The organism is Leclercia sp., from assembly GCF_036780805.1.
Taxonomy (GTDB): Bacteria; Pseudomonadota; Gammaproteobacteria; order Enterobacterales; family Enterobacteriaceae; genus Enterobacter.
Window position 1 is genome coordinate 760,381 of the sequence record NZ_DAIQCE010000001.1, and the last position, 18,800, is coordinate 779,180.

The window sequence follows — 18,800 nt, forward strand, 5'->3', positions numbered from 1 at the left end:
GCAGGGATGAAAATTTATCGTCCGCTGTGGGGGCGGGGCCAGATGGTCTCCCCCCAGCATTTCCAGCAGCAGGCGGCTGAAACCGCCTGGCAGACCGAGTGCATCGCCCATCTTGGGGCGATGCATCCTTGGGGAATTATTCGTGCAGAATTTGATGCGGCACTGCTGAAACAGGGAAAACTGAAGGCCAGCCATCTGTGTGTGCGTTTCGCTGACGGCACGCTGACTGACACCGATAACGCTGATGCGCTACCGCCGGTAATGACCTTACCGGAAACCCATGAGCTGACGGTAGTGCTGGCGTTGCCTCATGAGCATGAAAATGGCGGTAATTGCCTGCTACCGGAGCAGAGCGCGGAGCGTCCTGTGCGCTGGCGTCTGGTGTGGCGGGAGGTACGTAACCGCTATGGAGATGACAACCGCCAGATTGCGGTAATGCAGCCGGAAATGACGCTACGCGCGGCGGATGATGACAACGGTAATTATCAGACTGTCACCGTCGCCAGTCTGCGCCGCGACAGCCAGGGCAACTGGTCGCAGGATGAAGATTTTATCCCGCCGCTAATGCGCGTGCAGGCGAGCCGCTTGTTGATGGAGCAGCTCGAACAACTAACGGGCCAGCTTCGAGCACGCCTGGAACGTCTGATGGCAATGCGCCGCGAAAGCAACGACCGAATGGCCGACTTTGCGGTGGCGGATGTCTCACTGTTTTGGCTGCTGAATGCGTTAAACAGCGCAGAGCCAGTGTTGAATCACTTCGAGCGTCATCCGCAGGTCCATCCTGAACGTCTTTATGAGGTACTGGCCGGTCTTGCGGGTAGCCTTCTGACCTTTTCTCTTGACCACACCACGGCCGATATTCCGTCTTACCGCCACGATCAACTGACAGAGGTTTTCCCGCCACTGTTTGACCTGCTGGGCGTGTTGCTGGAAGCCAGTCTGCCATCGCGGGTGCTGGCGATTGATATGACCCGGGATGAACGGCGCAGACGCTGGCATGCCCGCCTGTACGATGCGCGGTTGCGTGAGGAGGCCGATTTCTATCTGTCGGTACGCTCTACGCTTCCGGTAGCGCAACTGCTGGAACAGTTCCCGCTGCAGTGTAAGGCAGGCAGTCCTGATGAAGTGGACAGGGTGGTGAATAGTTCCCATCCCGGTATTCCGCTGAAGGCCATGAGTCATGTTCCGGCGGCTATACCACTGCGTCTGGAGAACCAGTATTTCACGCTTGATATGACGCATCCTGCGGCACAGGCGATGTTGGCGGAAGGAAGCTGCGTGTTTTATGTGCCTGGCTTGCTGGGTGACCCTGAACTTGAACTCTTTGCGGTGCTGCGCTCATGAAACAGGATCAGGATATCGATATCGACGCCCTGATGGCGAATGCCTGGCTGACGGTAACGGAACTGCGCTTCGGCGCACGCCTGGCTGATGGAGAAGGCGAAATTCTCTGGCAGCGATGTGTGGACGATATCGAGCAGGTGATGGCGCGGCTTGAGCAGGCGAACGTCAGTGACGCCAGCCGTCAGCATATATTGTATGCCTGGTGCGCGCTGATGGATGAAACGGCCAAGGGACGTCAGGTGGAAGATGATGCCTGCATCGTATGGTATCACCGCCCGCTGCAGGCGAAATACTTCGGCACCATGGATGCCGGGGATGCCCTGTATGAACGGATGCGCCAGGTATTGCGGGAACCTGCACCGGATATGGCGGTTCTGATCTGTTTCCACCGGGTACTGATGCTTGGCTTTAAGGGCGGATATTCCCTTAAAGATCCGGCCCGGGAACAGCTGGTACGTGCGATGACTGAACGCGTGCCGCCCTTTGAGGCAGCGCAGAACCAACCGGTGCTGGCGAACATTGCCGGGCGCAGCGGGCTGGTTGACTGGCTGCGTCACTGGCCAGTTTGCATCGGGTTGTCGCTTGTTCTGGTCGCAGCACTGTGGCTGGGGCTGAATCACTGGCTTGACCAGCTCATTGCGACGCTGCTGCCGGGAGCCGGAAAATGAGTGTGCGTCATCTTCGGCTGTTATGGCTGTGGGGTGGGTTGCTTGCCGCCCTGGTGTGTCAGCTGTTTCTACCGCTGAGTTCGGGCTGGCACATTGTTGCGCTTTTGCTACTCACTGCGGTTGTCATCGCAGGCTGGGTTTATACCGGTCGCAGGGTGGGAGAGCCCCTCAGGGATAATACCTGGCTGCACGATCTGCCGGATGCACCGTACCGCCTGCCAGTGGTGCTGGTGTGCGGTAACGTGGCCGACTGGCCGGGCAGTGTCGCGGTATACCGTACCGCACAGGGTTGCTGGCTGAAGGTCGCCACGGCTGAACTTCAGCAGACGGCCCGTTATCTCCTGTGGAAGCGCCCGGAACTGGTGTCGCAGCTGGCGGTGATGTTCCGCATCTGTCCTCAGCAGGAGGTTGATGAAGCGGCGATGACGGCCCGGCTTTATGAACTGCGCTGGCAAATGGGCCAGGTGCGGCGCGATAGCCATCGGGCTGTGCCATTACTCCTGAACAGTGCGGTGGCGGGGGTGACCGTCTCCCAGCCGCTATGGCAGACAGCGCTGAACGGAGAAGCAATGCAGGTATGGCAGCCAGATGAAGCACCGTGCAGCATCCGAACATGGTTATCGCAAAAGGGAGGGGAAGATCGTCTGGCCGTACAGGTGAGGATGAGCGCTCACGTTCGCTTTGTGGGGCAGACAGCATTGAGTGCGCTGGTCTCTGCGTCAGACGATATGCCACTCGCCGTTCCGTCGGTGATGCTTTATCACATGAGCCTGTCAGGTGCGCCCGCCCTGGATGAAAATCTGTGGCAGCGCTGGCTTTCACACCATACCACACTGAATTTGCTACCGGGCTGGCAATCCGTTGCAACACCGGATGGCATACCGTTACCTGATTTTATCCTGCCGATGTTGCCACAGGGCGGTGCAGTCACGCCGCAAAGCCGCGCCCTGCTAAGGGCATTCTGTATGTTTACTCTCGCAACTGTCATCGCCCTGTGTGCCAGCGCGTGGAACAACAAGCAGTTACTGCAGCGGGTGAGCTTCGACATTCAGCATTACGACCTCATTGCGATGAACAACTACGAGCCAAAGGCTAATGCAGTTGAGGTATTGCGGGAAGATGCGGCGTTGCTGGACCAGTGGGCACGTAACGGTGAGCCGATGAAAATGAGCCTCGGCCTGTACCACGGCGAGCGTCTTCGCCTGCCGTTGATGGAGGCGATTCGTTCCTATGTTCCGCCTCCGCTGCCAGTCAAACAGGTAGAACACGCCTCGCCAAAAATCATCCGCCTCGACAGCATGTCTCTCTTCGATACCGGCCGATGGGCGCTGAAACCCGGATCCACCAGGCTACTGGTTAACTCGCTGGTCGGCATCAAGGCGAAGCCCGGCTGGCTGATTGTCGTGACGGGCCATACCGACAGCGTGGGTGATGACAAGTCCAACCAGACGCTCTCCCTGAAACGTGCCGAATCCGTTCGCGACTGGATGCGCGATACCGGTGACGTACCGGAAAGCTGTTTTGCGGTGCAGGGCTACGGTGAAAGCCGTCCTGTCGCAACAAACGACACCCCGGAAGGGCGTGCGCTCAACCGCCGTGTCGAAATCAGTCTGGTACCGCAGGCCAATGCCTGTCAGATACCCGGCATAACCCAGGCGTCATCGCAGGATGATGACGCATCACTACACAATGGAGAGTAATTCCATGGCAATTCCTGTTTATCTGTGGCTGAAAGACGACGGCGGCGCGGACATCAAAGGGTCAGTGGACGTTCAGGATCGTGAAGGTAGCATCGAAGTGGTCGCTCAGAAACACAACCTGTATATCCCGACCGATAATAATACCGGCAAGCTGACTGGCACGCGTATTCACACCCCGTTCCTGTTCACCAAGGAAATCGACTCCTCCAGCCCGTATCTCTACAAGGCGGTAACCACCGGCCAGACACTCAAGTCTGCCGAATTCAAGTGGTACAAAATCAACGATGCAGGTCAGGAAGTGGAGTACTTCAACACCAAACTCGAGAACGTGAAGGTAGTGAAAGTGAATCCGATGATGCACGACATCAAGGATCCGTCTTTCGAAAAACATAACCACCTCGAGCAGATCGAACTGCGTTACGAAAAAATCACCTGGACCTACAAAGACGGCAACATCATTCATTCCGATTCCTGGAACGAACGCGCCACCGCGTAAGTCGCAAGCGGGCAGAGCTTCTCTGTCCGCTTTTTCTTTTTTGCTGAATGTCTGCTGTCGCGGACGTTGAGCAAAGAAAACATCACATCCCGGAAACAAGACCTTATGGGCCTCGGTAACGGCCAGGGGCGGTAGCGTGTCCGAAAGGTCCTCAACAGTGAGTAAATTCAACATGGAAAACCCTGCAATCCTCCTTCGACGTCTGAACCCTTACTGTGCCCGTGCGATGGAAGGCGCGGCTTCGCTCTGCCAGACCCGCGCCCATGCGGAAATTTTGCCGGAGCACTGGCTGCTGAAGCTACTCGAACAAGGGGAAGGAGATCTGACGGTGCTGGCACGTCGTTACGAATGGGATATGGACAGCATCTGGCAGGATTTACTCTGCTGGCTCGATAAGCAACCCCGCTCTGTGCGCCATCGGCCTCAGTTGTCTGACGACATCCAGACTCTGATGCAGCAAGCCTGGCTGATCGCTTCACTCAGCGGAGAAGAGCAAATCCGCAGTGTTCATCTACTGATGGCCATGGTGAATAAACCGAAACTGGCACGCTGCGACGGCCTTTGGCCACTGTTAACGCTTGCTCAGAGCCAGCTGGAACGCCTTCGTCCGTTGCTGGACGCGCAGTCGGATGAGCGCCCGGAAATGCAGCACGATGCTGAGCTGGCACAGAACCACGGTGGCGAAGTGGCGTTTGTAGGGCGCCCGGTCGGAGTGGAAATGAATACGGGTGAACTGAACCCGGCGCTACAAAACGCCCTGGACAAATTTACGCTCGACGTCACTGCGAAAGCGAAAGAGGGCAAAATCGATCCTGTATTTGGTCGCGATACAGAGATCCGTCAGATGGTGGATATCCTCTCTCGTCGCCGTAAGAACAACCCGATCCTGGTCGGTGAGCCGGGTGTGGGAAAAACCGCACTGGTGGAAGGTCTGGCGTTACGCATTACCGAAGGTAATGTGCCGGAGTCCATGAAAACGGTCAGCCTTCGCACGCTTGATTTGGGCCTGTTGCAGGCGGGCGCGGGGGTGAAAGGCGAGTTTGAGCAGCGGCTGAAAAACGTGATTGATGCAGTACAGCAGTCGCCTGTGCCCATTCTGTTATTTATCGACGAAGCGCACACCATTATCGGCGCAGGCAATCAGGCGGGTGGGGCGGATGCCGCCAATCTGCTGAAGCCCGCGCTGGCACGAGGTGAACTGCGCACCATTGCCGCCACCACCTGGAGTGAATACAAGCAGTACTTCGAGCGTGATGCGGCACTGGAGCGCCGCTTCCAGATGGTGAAAGTGGACGAGCCAGACGACGATAGTGCCTGCCTGATGCTGCGTGGCCTGAAATCCCGCTATGCAGAGCATCACAATGTGCACATTACCGACGATGCCGTACGAGCAGCCGTCACGCTGTCGCGCCGCTACCTGACGGGACGCCAGCTGCCGGACAAAGCGGTGGATTTGCTCGATACCGCGAGCGCCCGAGTGCGTATGAGCCTCGATACCGTTCCAGAACAGTTGACACGCATTCGTGCGCAGCTCACGTCACTTGCAATCGAGAAGCAGGCGCTGCTGGAAGATATCGCTGTGGGTAATCAGAGCCATGGTGAACGCCTGACGGTGATTGAACAGGAAGAAGTGCGCCTGATTGTGGAACTTGATGAACTGGAGACGCAGTACGGTCAGGAGCTAAAACTGACCGAACAACTGCTGGAAAGCCGCCAGGATCTCTCCCGCCAGAGTGAAACCCTCAAATCACAGCAAGAGCTTAACGAAATGCAGCAGAGTAACCCGCTGCTCTCTGTTGATGTGGACGTGCGCACCGTTGCCAACGTGATTGCTGACTGGACCGGCGTCCCGCTGTCTTCGTTGATGAAAGATGAGCAGACGGAACTGCTGACTCTGGAAAACGAAATCGGTAAACGCGTGGTTGGTCAGGATGTGGCGCTTGGCACTATAGCCCAGCGACTGCGTGCCGCGAAAACCGGGCTAACGTCTGAGAACGGTCCGCAGGGCGTGTTCCTGCTGGTTGGACCTAGCGGTGTCGGCAAAACCGAAACCGCCCTGGCGCTGGCCGATGTGCTGTACGGCGGCGAAAAGTCGCTTATCACTATCAATCTGTCGGAGTACCAGGAGCCGCACACCGTTTCCCAGTTGAAAGGTTCACCACCGGGTTACGTCGGCTACGGTCAGGGTGGCATTCTCACCGAAGCGGTGCGCAAACGACCTTACAGCGTGGTCCTGCTTGATGAAGTCGAAAAAGCGCACCGCGACGTGATGAACCTGTTCTATCAGGTCTTCGACCGCGGCTTTATGCGCGACGGCGAAGGGCGTGAAATCGACTTCCGTAACACCGTTATCCTGATGACCTCGAACCTCGGCAGCGACCATCTGATGCAGCTGCTCGACGAACAGCCGGATGCGACCGAAGGCGAGCTGCACGAACTGCTGCGCCCGATCCTGCGTGACCATTTCCAGCCGGCCCTGCTAGCCCGCTTCCAGACCATTATTTACCGCCCGCTGGCGCAAGCTGCCATGCGCACCATCGTGGAAATAAAGCTGTCGCAGGTCAGCAGGCGATTACATCGTCACTACGGCCTGACAACGCATATCGACGAAAGCCTGTATGACGTCCTGACCGCCGCGTGCCTGCTGCCGGATACCGGCGCGCGCAACGTCGACAGCCTGCTGAATCAACAGATTCTGCCGGTACTGAGTCAGCAGCTGCTGACCTGTATGGCCGACAGACAAAAACCACAGTCGTTAAGCCTTAGCTGGAGCGAAGACGAGGGTATCGGTCTTGAGTTTGACGTGCAACAGGGAGTGGACGCATGAGTAATAATCCCCCGTTAAGATACAGCCACAACCATCACCTGCTTTCGGTGAAGGGATGTGAAGCAGAGCCTGATGTGCTGGCGTTTGAAGGTGATGAAGCCCTGAGCACGCCGTTCCGCTACCGGATTGAGTTCACCAGCGCTGACCACGCCATCAGCAAAGAGATGATGCTGATGAAGCCCGGCTCCCTGACGCTGCAGGCCCCGGTTGACCAGGGTTACGGCATCAGAATCCAGCAGCCGGTGCGGGTGATACAGGGCGTGGTGACAGGTTTTGAACGGCTTGGCACCTCCGCAGATGAAACCCGCTACGCCCTGACGCTGCGGCCACGCCTGGCGCTGCTCGACCGCTCGCACCAGAACGCCATTTACCAGGACATGTCGGTCCCGCAAATCGTGGAAAAAATCCTGCGCGAGCGCCACGGCATGCGCGGCCAGGATTTTCTGTTCTCGCTGAGTAAAGAGTACCCGCGCCGTGAGCAGGTGATGCAGTACGGCGAGGACGACCTGCACTTTATCACCCGCCTGCTGGGTGAGGTCGGTATCTGGTTCCGCTTTACCACCGACACGCGCCTGAACATTGACGTGGTGGAGTTTTACGACAGCCAGCAGGGTTACGGGAAAGGCCTGACGCTGCCGTCGGTGCCGCCGTCCGGGCAGCATGCGAAAGGCATGGACTCGGTGTGGGAGATGGAATGTCGTCACAACGTGGTGCAGAAGCAGGTCAGCACCCGTGATTACAACTACCGTCAGGCCACGGAAGACATGAACACCCGGGTGGACGCGACCCGGGGCGACAGCACCACTTACGGCGATGCCTATCACTGGGCCGATAACTACCTGGCGGCGGGAACGTCCCATGACCGCAATCCGGCCCCGGAGTCCGGGGCGTTTTGCGCCCGCATCCGGCACGAACGCTACCTGAATGGCCAGACCCGGACCCGGGCCATCACCAGCTGTCCGACCCTGTCTCCGGGGCAGATTCTGAAAGTCACCGGCGGGTACGAAGTGGCGGAGGTATTCGCCCATGGCGTGGTCGTCACGGCAATGCACTGCCATGCCCGGCGTGACGAGGACTTTGCGGTTGATTTTCACGGTATCCCGGACAGCGCTGATTTCAGTTTCCGCCCGGAGCCAGGCTCACGCCCGGTGATGGCCGGCACCTTACCGGCCCGCGTCACCAGTACCACCGAAAATGACACCTACGGGCATATCGACAAGGACGGCCGCTACCGCGTTAACATGCTGTTTGACCGGGACAACTGGGAGACCGGGTTCGAGAGCCTGTGGGTGCGTCAGTCCCGGCCGTATGCCGGCGACACTTACGGCCTGCACCTGCCGCTGCTGGCGGGCACCGAAGTGGCGATAGGTTTTGAGGACGGTAACCCGGACCGGCCGTATATCTCTGGTGTGCTGCACGACTCGGCCCACGGCGACCACGTCACCATCCGCAACTATAAACGCAACGTCCTGCGCACCCCGGCGAACAACAAAATCCGTCTCGACGATGAGCGCGGGAAAGAGCATATCAAGGTCTCGACGGAGTACGGCGGCAAGAGCCAGCTGAATCTCGGTCACCTGGTCGACAGTGAGAAACAGAAGCGCGGGGAAGGCTTTGAGCTCAGAACCGACAGCCGGGGGGCCATCCGGGCGCAGAAAGGAATTTTTATCAGTGCTGACGGGCAGGCCAGGGCGCAGGGCCAGGCGCTGGAGATGGAGCCGGCGGTCAGCAACCTGGGTGATGCGCGGGCGCAGATGACGTCCATCTCGGATGACGCGCAGAAGGCGACCGCGAACCCGGCAGACCTTCAGGCGCAAATCACACTGCTGGAACAGCAGCTGACGGACCTTAAAAAATCGGTGCTGCTGATGAGCGCGCCGGACGGTGTGGCGCTGACCAGCGGACAACACCTTCAGGTCTCAGCCGGGCAGAACCTGATTGCCACGGCGGGTAAAAATGCGGACGTCAGCGTGGTGAAAAATCTGTTCATCGGGGTGGGCAATGCCCTGAGCGTGTTTGTGCGCAAGCTGGGGATCAGGCTGATAGCGAACCAGGGGCCGGTGCAGGTACAGGCGCAGAACGATTTAATGGAATTACTGGCCCGTAAGGAAATCAGCATCGTCAGCACGGAAGATGAAATCAAAATCCTTGCGAAGAAGAAGATCACGCTGAACGGTGGCGGGAGCTATATCACACTGGATGCGAATGCGATTGAGACGGCGACGCTCGGGGATTTCAGGTCAAGAGCCGGGCATTATGCGAGACAGACTCAGGCTCAAAATAAACCTGAAATAAGAAAATTACCTCTGGAGATATTTCCTTCTTATAATCGAATGTTTAATTTCAAGGATGAGAAGGGCGTCCCTTATTCTGGAACTAAATACTATGCGCTTATGAGTAATGGTGTGGAAATTTCAGGAGTTACAGACGAACATGGTAATACAGAAGTTTTTAATGGGAATGAAATAGGCATTGTTTGTGTGTATTTGGCTATTTAATAAGGATTAGAAAGGTGGATAAGTTTGATCAAAAAACATCCTCTTCCGCTGAGTTATCAGGTGCGGATTCAAGAGAGGATATAAACATAACAAATGTTCAGATAAGAAGGAAAACATATATTCTTACTGTTGGTTTTGAGGTGAATCATCCAAGTGCATTTATCAATGGGATTCAAGATCTTTCTGTGGATTACGGACATGCTTTTTTTTATATCACTAAAAACAATGAGGTTGATATTTTTTTTAGTTTTGGACCAAAAGGTCTGGCCGTACCAGGAAAAATTACAGATGAATATTCGGGGGCAAGGCCCGGAAGTACAAATTATAGTATAACTGAAGTCACACGGCTATTTAGACTAAAAATCAGCGAGGAAATAGCTATAAACGTTAAGGATAATGCGGATGCGTTCACTGCTAAAGTTAATGCAGGTACGGAACATTATTATGCCTTTATGAATGACACATGTGCTGAAACGGCAAGAGATATCTTAAGTGCAGGAGGTGTATCGACACCTCCTGGAAGTGGTCCTATCAAAGGTGTTGGGTCTGATGAAATCACAACGATGGGGAGTTTTGTGAATCCTTATAGTTGGTATTTTGATTTTTTAAAGAAGTATGAAAATACTGGGATTATATGTTATGGAACTGATGGGGCTGGAAATGTAGCTAATGATCTGATAACACTTTATAATTCATGGGTTCTTTATCCGGGAGATAATGATGTGTTGCTATCAACAGGCCTGGAGACGATAATTCATGGCGATCTTACAAAAGATTAATGCGACGCTTAATACTGTTATTTTTTATTCGTGCATAATATTGTTTTCAAATCATGAAGTATTTTCATCTGAAAAAATTATAAATATAGACAGCAACTACAAGGATAAAACTATGGCTTGCGACAACCAGGGTTCTTTTCTACACGTCATTAATACTGTAGTGCAGATCATTTCACAAAAAAGTACAATCGAAGAGCAGTTAGAAGAATATAAAGAATTTTTCGACAGGGCAGAAGCCCATTACTCTAAAAATGGTCCCGTAGATAGATATTATCTTTCTCATAAAAGGGAGGTAGAAATAAATTTTTTTAGAGATGAGTTCTCGAATGTATGGAACTCTGCTTATATTTCGTTTGGTGCTTGCACTGGAATGTTACTTGATTTTGATAATATCAGGAAGGCAAATTTGTTTTTTGAAGGAATATATGAAAAAGAAGGGGCTTACCCAGATGGTAATGGGAAGAAAGTAACTTATAAATTCAATGTTGCACGCTATCGTCATAATCATAGTGTCATTGTTGATTTTAAGTTAAAGAGCAAAGAGCAAAGCGGAGAGGTATACCCAATTAGGTTTTCTCAAGTGCACATTTACACTGAGTTTTAGACTTAACTTAATGATTCTGTCTATTATCTTTTCTATTGTTTTAGCAATATTAGTGATGATGATTACATTGTTAATTTATATTGATAATGTCTGATGTATCAATGCGGTAAAGCATATGGTGAAGGTACTATCAAGTTATCGAGATATAGTGCCACGAAACCAACATCTAAATTCAGAATGACCGTCAGAAAAATTGACGAAATTCCAGTGTATATAAAGGTTTATAAGTATTATATCTATGTGGTGTATAGAGAATGTTATTCAAAAATTTTAGTGGAATTATCTTTAATTGATATTGGCAATGTTAATAAGAATTTATTCGGGTTTGATAGCAATACTCAATCTGCGAATGATGAAGGTGATGGTCGATGAAAAATTATAGAATTATAATTGTGTTACTGTTGTTGTCATCTAGAGTGCTGGCAGGAGACCCCGGTGGAATATCCTTACTTGTTAAGGCCTTGCCGTCTGCTAGTGATTATAAATATGTCCTTGATGGTTTTTTTAGAAATTATTACGGTGTGGACAATCCTCGTACCCCTGTGTGTGATCAAAAAGATTATGTCCCATATATTGATAATATATATCTGAATACTCTTCCTGGAGGTATTGATGACAATATTTTAATAAAGTCTATAACAGACTCATCGGCCAGAACTCAGATTGCTAAAATATTATCATCTTACTCTGATGATCAAATTTCCGGGTTTGATGGTGTTCTTTTTTATGCAGTTAACGATAATGAATTATTTATTTACACGTTTGACTCAAAATCTCCAGTATATATTTTCAAAAATGACTTGAATGTTAAAGATATTATTAATTTTAAGCTTTTGGGAAGATCTATTTGCCAGTCTATAAGCTCAAAAATACTCCCTCGTAGCCCTTGATTATATTGAGGTAAGTAAATTTATTTCGATGCGATTTGATATCGGAGGAAAATAGTGTGAGTGTAGACGGCATAGCTCTGCAGTATAATATATCAGCTCCTAATGAATGCACCCTTAGCATCAATTTCTGTAAGCAAAAGTGGTAGAATAGTACTGATTGGTCTGAAAAACCAGCAGTAAATCCTCCAGCCTCAAAATCAGTGAATAAACAACCACAACAAAATAGAGACGTAAGTACCAATAAAAAATGCTGGAATCGGTTGGGGGGGTTAGTTCTGGAAATCCGATTGCGTTACTCACTCAAGAATAGAGAAACTCCTGGATGGTTGTTGCATTCGAGGAGGGAGAGACTCGATGGAAGTGGGGGCGTGTGAAAGAAGGAGATGGCGGAATAAACTACCATAAGAAGACTGGCGTTAATATGTCATCAATGGTTGGTAATTCTACTCCTTGGTGCGCTTCATTTATTAATTATTGCCTCAAAGAGTCAGGTTATTCAATGTCTGGTAGCGCCAGTTCTCAACCCTTAAAAAAACAAAAATTTTATAAAATATATTACCGCCATAATTCTTTATTAAAAGAGCAGTCATTTATTTGAGTGTGGGTTTTAATGGAGTTGGTAATGCAATGGTTTTAATCTTCGCCTCATTTTCATCTCAAGCCAATTTGGCTATCCTGTAATATGAGAAAATGAATGTCATATACACTTAAATATTTTCCAGAACGTTATCCCAGGCCTAAACCTCTGAGATTTTCTCGTTGGTTTATTGCTCTGGTTGTCATGCTTTCTATTAGTATTAACTTAATGCGTATATTTGGGAGTTATGTCGAAAACATGTTCTTTTGGGAATTAGCTCTAGGTTTACCTATTGCTTTGTGGAGTGTCCTGTTTTCTTCATGTCTTCTTCTTTGGGCATTACAGGATAGTAAAGCAAACGCTTTTGACAAACAGCGTGAACATTGGATTCTACGCGAAACCTGTAAGGCACGGCGTGCACTACAGGTACTGAATGCAACATTTATTACCGGCCACTCATCAGTTGCTCAGAAAGATATAGCTATTGCCATGCAAAGCAACGATAGCATCATCATTTCACAGGTCGACCGGGATGGTAATGAAAGCATCCGAATGAGCCAGTTTTCTTCTAGCCCGCAGGACTCGCCAAAATTCGTGATAACTAACATTTTTTCACAGTTAATCGCTCACATTCCTTTTGCACAAATTCCTGACAAATTACCACTGGTCGTAGTTTTTGATATAACAACATCCCTGCCTTTGGAGAGCATTCGCCATTACTGGGATGAGGCTTGGCAAAAGTATAATATCGCTCTTCCTGTTGAATATGGTGAAGGGAGCGGGCTTTGCGTAATTGACCGCTGGTTAAATGTACGTATTAAAGATAATGCAATGTTATTGATTGTGGGGCTCCAGTTTAATCCAGCCGATTCCGACAACACAGCTGAGGCCGGTGTAGCGCTGCTTCTGGGCAACCGCCTGACACAGAATGCACTCGAACCTCTCGCGTTGCTGCACCGGCCAGATGCTTCCCCTCCAGGTGAACTGAGCGAGGGGATGAATATGGCCGCTTATAATGTCCCACTCAAAGAAAATGTAGTGAAAAATTTATGGCTTTCCGGGATGACGGGTGAGCAGCATGCAAAAGTGATCGCGTGTCAGAATGCTCATCCTGCGCAGTCTGTAGCAGACGACTCCGTCATTTCACTCGACAGGTCTATGGGACATGCCGGAGCCGCAGCCCCTTGGCTGGCCATCGCTGCCGCCACTGAAATTGCCCAACAAACACAGGCACCACAGATGATTATCTGCGGTGATACCACACAGAATGTGCTGTGGAGCACGCTCATCACCCCGATTGCTTCCCGACAGGAGATGGATCCGTGAAGTTACCTTTTGCTTTCGCACCGAAGACTACGGAAGGCCGCTATCTTTCTGTCGCATTTATTCTCTTTTTACTCTTTGCCATAATGACGTTTGTGGTCTGGAAGCATCCAGACATGGCAGGGCTGGAAGACGGTAGCCAGCAGCAGATTTACTGGCTTATTGGCGGGGGCTGCATTACCGGGTGCACATTTATCATGCTGGCTGTGCTCCTGCGGGCTGCTCTCAGTGCCGGCAAAAAAGAGTTTAATGCTCTCATCGACGATATTCGTGGCGACGACGAGAAGAAGAAACGGAAAGGTGAAAAAGTCCCTGTTCACCCTGCGGTGGCCATGTGTGACAGAATTCGGGCGCATCTCCGCTCTCGTATTAGTCTTTACTGGCGTAGCAAAGTCCGTCTGCTGTTAATCACTGGCGATGAGGCGGCAATCGAGCAGCTGGTTCCCGGCCTGCAGCAAAACCAGTGGCTTGAAGGCAACCGTACCGTTCTGATTTACGGCGGCAGCCTGGCATCGGAGCCTGACCGCGAAAAATACGCCGCGCTGCGCAAACTGCGCCGCGGACGCCCGCTGGACGGGATTGTCCGTGTCATGCCCCAGTCGCTTAACCTGACCCCACAAATCAGCGACAACGATTTACGCGGACTGGAAAAAATCAGCGAACTGCTCCGTTATTCCGCCCCGGTCTGGCTGTGGCAGCTGTGCGACAGCAGCTGGTCGCAGCGTATGCGTCCTGAGCAGGCAGTGGGAGCAAGCTTTCCCCTGCGTGCAAAAGAAGACGATATTATCCGCCAGCTTGAGCTGATGCTTCCGGCCCTGCGGGGGCAGGGGATGAGGCAGGTCGCCGAGAACAACAGCCACGACTTCCTGCTGCGTCTGGGCCAGAACCTGAAAGAGGGTGGTATCGCCCGCCGGGCTCAGCAACTTCTGCCATGGCTCTATACCTCCCAGCAGCGCATTCCGCTGCGCGGCCTGATGTTCAGCCTGCCGGAGAATAAACCCACTCATCCGTCAGGCGGGACAGCCGACGCTGAGAAATATGTCCCGGAGTCACAACGCCATGCCCTGACCCTGCCGGCGACCTGGCAGGGAATCGTTGACGACTGCACTCGTGTACGTGGCCGCCGCGTCGGCATGGCGTGGGAGAGGACGCTTGCCTGGACCCTGATGGCCATCATCGGTCTCTGGAGTGCGGGGACGCTGCTGTCGTTTATGGTCAACCGCCAGCAGATAGTCTCTGTGGCGCAACAAGCCCATGCCCTGGTGGAGCATCCTTCCGTACCGGATGACCAGCTGACGGCCCTGCACGAACTGCGAAACGACGCGGGTCGCCTGCTGCACAATGTTCAGGAGGGCACGCCCTGGTATCAGCGCTTCGGTCTTGACCATAACCAGCAACTGCTCGATGCGATGCTTCCCTGGTACGGCGCGGCGAACAACCGCCTGATACGCGACCCGGCGAATACCGCTCTGAAGCAGAAGCTCAGCGCGCTGGCAAACTCCGCTCCTGACAGCGACCAGCGCGTACAGCTGGCGAAACCGGGCTACGACCAGCTGAAGGCCTGGCTGATGATGTCCCGACCGGATAAAGCCGACGGTGTGTTTTACGCGCAAACCATGAAAGCCGTGCAGCCGACGCGAACGGGTATCTCAGCCAGCCTCTGGCAGAGCCTGGCGCCGGATTTGTGGGCTTTTTATATTTCCGAACTGCCAGCGCAGCCACAGTGGGCTATCACGCCGGATGCGCAGCTGGTCAGTCAGAGCCGACAGGTGCTGCTGCAGCAGATTGGACGGCGTAACGCGGAAAGCACCCTGTATGAGAACATGCTCAAATCCGTGCGTCGTAACTTCGCTGATGTGTCTCTGGAAGACATGACCAGCGGAACCGATGCCCGCAGGCTGTTCACCACCGGGGAGGTGGTGCCGGGCATGTTCACCCGCCAGGCCTGGGAGGGCGGTATTCAGCCGGCTATCGATAAGGCTGCAAATTCACGCCGGGATGAAATCGACTGGGTGCTGAGCGATGCCCATAAAGCTGTATCAGCCGACCTGTCGCCGGAAGCACTGAAAGCCCGTCTGACGCAACGTTACTTCACCGACTTTGCCGGCAGCTGGCTGAGCTTTCTCAACAACCTGAGACTTCATCCGGCAAACAACATTGCGGATGTCACCGACCAGCTGACGCTGATGAGTGATGTCCGGCAGTCGCCGCTGATTGCCCTGATGAATACCCTTGCCTGGCAGGGACAGACCGGTCAGCAAAGCGAAGGCCTGTCGGACTCCCTCATCAAATCAGCTAAAGACCTCGTAGGCGGGCAGGACAAACCCGTGATTGACCAGTCTGCGTCAGGCCCGCAGGGGCCGCTGGATGAAACCTTTGGCCCGCTGCTTCAGCTGCTGGGCAAAAACACAGGCAGCAACGTCATGTCAGCGGATAACTCCCTGAGCCTGCAGACGTATCTGACCCGTATCACCCGCGTGCGCCTGCGCCTGCAGCAGGTGGCCAGCGCCTCCGACCCGCAGGAGATGATGCAGACCCTGGCGCAGACCGTATTCCAGGGCAAAAGCGTGGACCTCACCGACACACAGCAGTACGGCAGCCTGATTTCGGCAAGCCTTGGCGAGGAGTGGAGCGGCTTCGGGAATACGATGTTTGTGCAGCCGCTGACTCAGGCCTGGGAGACCGTGCTTCAGCCGTCGGCGGCGAGCCTGAATGATAAATGGAGCCGCGCCGTGGTGGCAAACTGGCATACCGCGTTTGACGGGCGTTTCCCGTTTGCTGCAGGTAAAAGTGATGCCTCCCTGCCGATGCTGGCTGAGTTTGTGCGCAAGGACAGCGGGCGCATAGAGCGCTTCCTCACGACGGAGCTCAGCGGCGTGCTGCACAAGGAGGGCAGCCAGTGGGTGCCGGATAAGGTCAACAGCCAGGGGCTGAGCTTTAACCCGGCCTTCCTGCGGGCCATTAACCAGCTGAGCCAGCTGTCGGACATTCTGTTCACCGACGGCAGCCAGGGTATCAGCTTTGAGCTGCAGGCGCGCCCGGTCCCGCAGGTGGTGGAAACCCAGCTGACCATCGATGGACAAAAGCTGCATTACTTCAACCAGATGGCCGACTGGCAGAGCTTCCGCTGGCCGGGAGAGACGTACAGGCCGGGAACCATGCTGACCTGGACCACGGTCAACGCCGGTGCGCGCCTGTTCGGGGATTACAGCGGGGTCTGGGGCTTTATTCGCTGGCTGGACCAGGGCAAGCGCCAGCAGCTTGACCGCAGCCAGTGGATGATGAGTTTCACCGCGCCGGATGGTCGTAACCTGCAGTGGGTACTGCGCTCACAGCTGGGCAGTGGCCCACTGGCGTTACTGGCCCTGCGTGGCTTCACGCTGCCGGAGCAGATATTCAGCGTCGACAGCGCGGCAACGGCTCAGGCGCTGATGACCAAAACGGAAGACAGTGATATGGACGGAATTGAATAATGGACTCTTTGCCGAACCTGGTTGCTGCCTGTCAGATGGATGAAAATCTGCTGCGACAGCAGGCGCAGGCACGTACGGAAAGCTGGCAACCCTGGCTTGCCCCGGTCAGCGCTACCCGTCCGACGGGAGAAGACCCGGGATATGACGATGATTTCCAGCGCATCCGGGAGGAGGTCAATAAACTTTCCGGCATTGATACCGGTCTGATATGCACGCTTGCTGAAAAGCTGCTAACCACTACCGCCAAAGATATCCGGGTTGCCACTTATTACTGCTGGGCGCGCCTGCACCAGGACGGCGAAACCGGCTTTGCCGAAGGGCTTGAACTGCTGGCGGGATTGCTGCAACGCTACGGCGCTCAACTTCATCCACAGCGCGAGCGGAGCCGTAAACCGGCGCTGGAGTGGCTTGCGGGCTCCCGTGTGCTCGACAGCCTGACACTCTGGCCGGAAGTAGTACGCGAGGATGCCCTGCACACGGCCGGTGCGCTGCTGCTTATTCGCGACAGTCTGGAGACAGAGCCGGACGCGTCACGGCCAGCGCTGAATGCTCTGTACAGCGCGCTGGAATCCCGCCTGATGAAGGCCGGTGGCGTGGATGCCGTGGTACCGCAGAACGCGGGTAACAAGGCGCAATCACAGGCTTCACTCTCAACAGAACATGACGCACCGGTCCTGAGCCGCATCACGTCCGGTCAGGATTTACTGGCCCAGGCCCGAATTCTGACAGGGTATCTGCGCGAACAGCCCGATGGCTGGCTTGCCGCACACCGACTGATGAAAAGTCTGCGTCACGACACGCTGAGAGCGATCCCTGCGCCGGATGCCGAAGGGAAAACGCGCATCGAACCGCCCCGGGCTGACCAGAAGGCCATGCTCAAACGGCTGTACCTGCAGCAGAGCTGGCTGGAGATACTGGAGCAGGCTGACAACACTTTCTCGCGCGGCGCCAATCACCTCTGGCTGGATTTGCAGTGGTATATCCATCAGGCCCTGATGAAGTTGGGGCAGGATGTGCTGGCCGATATCATCACCGCCGACCTGAAAGGGCTGCTGCGCCGCCTCACCGGCCTTGAAACTCTGGCTTTTAACGACGGGACGCCGTTTGCCGATGAGGTCACGCTCAACTGGATAAACCAGAGCGTGCTGGACGATATGTCCGGTTGGAGGGATGAGCCGGTCAGCGCTGTCAGTGAGACGGACAATGATATTCTGGCCCTTGAGCCGGAAGCGCTGGAGAAAGCGGACACTGACGGCCTGGATGCCACACTTCACTGGCTGCAGACCCGTCCGGGTATCGACTCCACAAAAGACAAATGGTTGCTACGCCTGCTGATGGCCCGCGTTGCCGAGCAAAAGGGCAAAAATGAACTGGCGTTGCATCTGCTGGATGAACTTGACGGTGCAGCGCAGTTAATCACTCTCACGCAGTGGACGCCGGCGCTGCTATTTGAAGTGAAATCGCGCCGCCTCAGACTGCTGCGCATGAAAGCCGCCCGCAGTGAAATCGATAAAACGCGGTTACAGCCAGAGATGGACCAGCTTCTGGCGGGTCTGATTGCGCTGGACCCGGCAGGCAGTGCGGTGCTTTGCGGATAACCGGGACTGAATTCAGCTAAAAG

13 protein-coding genes are annotated in these 18,800 nt (G+C 53.9%); all 13 read left to right on the forward strand.

The genetic code is table 11. From position 1 onward, the window contains the following. Positions 1-6 precede the first annotated feature (6 nt). The 13 genes from tssK (at position 7) to tssA (ending at position 18,777) form a co-directional block, all read left to right on the forward strand. Positions 7-1,344 carry a type VI secretion system baseplate subunit TssK gene (gene tssK, locus V7Q49_RS03530; RefSeq protein ID WP_333849349.1) on the forward strand — a complete coding sequence of 446 codons (1,338 nt, stop codon included), beginning with the start codon at positions 7-9 and terminating at the stop codon, positions 1,342-1,344. Continuing rightward, on the forward strand, positions 1,341-2,012 hold the full coding sequence (tssL, locus tag V7Q49_RS03535) for a type VI secretion system protein TssL, short form (protein WP_333849350.1): 672 nt from the start codon (positions 1,341-1,343) through the stop codon (positions 2,010-2,012). Before tssK ends, tssL begins: the two co-directional genes overlap by 4 nt. Then, complete coding sequence (locus V7Q49_RS03540) at positions 2,009-3,712, forward strand: OmpA family protein (RefSeq protein WP_333849351.1); 1,704 nt, start codon at positions 2,009-2,011, stop codon at positions 3,710-3,712. Before tssL ends, V7Q49_RS03540 begins: the two co-directional genes overlap by 4 nt. 4 nt (positions 3,713-3,716) lie before the next feature. Then, positions 3,717-4,208: a type VI secretion system effector Hcp gene (gene hcp, locus V7Q49_RS03545; RefSeq protein ID WP_333849352.1), complete on the forward strand. Its 492-nt coding sequence runs from the start codon at positions 3,717-3,719 to the stop codon at positions 4,206-4,208. A gap of 172 nt (positions 4,209-4,380) precedes the next feature. Further along, positions 4,381-7,035: a type VI secretion system ATPase TssH gene (gene tssH, locus V7Q49_RS03550; protein WP_333849354.1), complete on the forward strand. Its 2,655-nt coding sequence runs from the start codon at positions 4,381-4,383 to the stop codon at positions 7,033-7,035. Beyond that, entirely contained in the window at positions 7,032-9,533 is a 2,502-nt protein-coding gene (locus V7Q49_RS03555) for a type VI secretion system Vgr family protein (protein ID WP_333849355.1), read from the forward strand. The genes tssH and V7Q49_RS03555 overlap by 4 nt, the downstream gene beginning before the upstream one ends. Positions 9,534-9,547: 14 nt before the next feature. Then, a complete protein-coding gene (locus tag V7Q49_RS03560) occupies positions 9,548-10,312 on the forward strand; it encodes a hypothetical protein (protein ID WP_333849356.1) in 765 nt (254 codons plus the stop codon). Then, the gene (locus V7Q49_RS03565; RefSeq protein ID WP_333849357.1) at positions 10,290-10,916 is read left to right on the forward strand and encodes a hypothetical protein; all 627 of its coding nucleotides are present in this window, start codon (positions 10,290-10,292) and stop codon (positions 10,914-10,916) included. Before V7Q49_RS03560 ends, V7Q49_RS03565 begins: the two co-directional genes overlap by 23 nt. A gap of 368 nt (positions 10,917-11,284) precedes the next feature. Beyond that, a complete protein-coding gene (locus V7Q49_RS03570) occupies positions 11,285-11,806 on the forward strand; it encodes a hypothetical protein (protein WP_333849358.1) in 522 nt (173 codons plus the stop codon). A gap of 370 nt (positions 11,807-12,176) precedes the next feature. After that, positions 12,177-12,404 (forward strand): hypothetical protein, encoded by a 228-nt coding sequence (locus V7Q49_RS03575; protein ID WP_333849359.1) that lies wholly within the window; start codon positions 12,177-12,179, stop codon positions 12,402-12,404. 96 nt (positions 12,405-12,500) lie between these two features. Next, positions 12,501-13,709 carry a hypothetical protein gene (locus V7Q49_RS03580; RefSeq protein WP_333849360.1) on the forward strand — a complete coding sequence of 403 codons (1,209 nt, stop codon included), beginning with the start codon at positions 12,501-12,503 and terminating at the stop codon, positions 13,707-13,709. After that, on the forward strand, positions 13,706-17,179 hold the full coding sequence (locus tag V7Q49_RS03585) for an ImcF-related family protein (RefSeq protein ID WP_333849361.1): 3,474 nt from the start codon (positions 13,706-13,708) through the stop codon (positions 17,177-17,179). The genes V7Q49_RS03580 and V7Q49_RS03585 overlap by 4 nt, the downstream gene beginning before the upstream one ends. Continuing rightward, complete coding sequence (tssA, locus tag V7Q49_RS03590) at positions 17,179-18,777, forward strand: type VI secretion system protein TssA (protein WP_333849362.1); 1,599 nt, start codon at positions 17,179-17,181, stop codon at positions 18,775-18,777. The genes V7Q49_RS03585 and tssA overlap by 1 nt, the downstream gene beginning before the upstream one ends. Positions 18,778-18,800 lie beyond the last annotated feature (23 nt).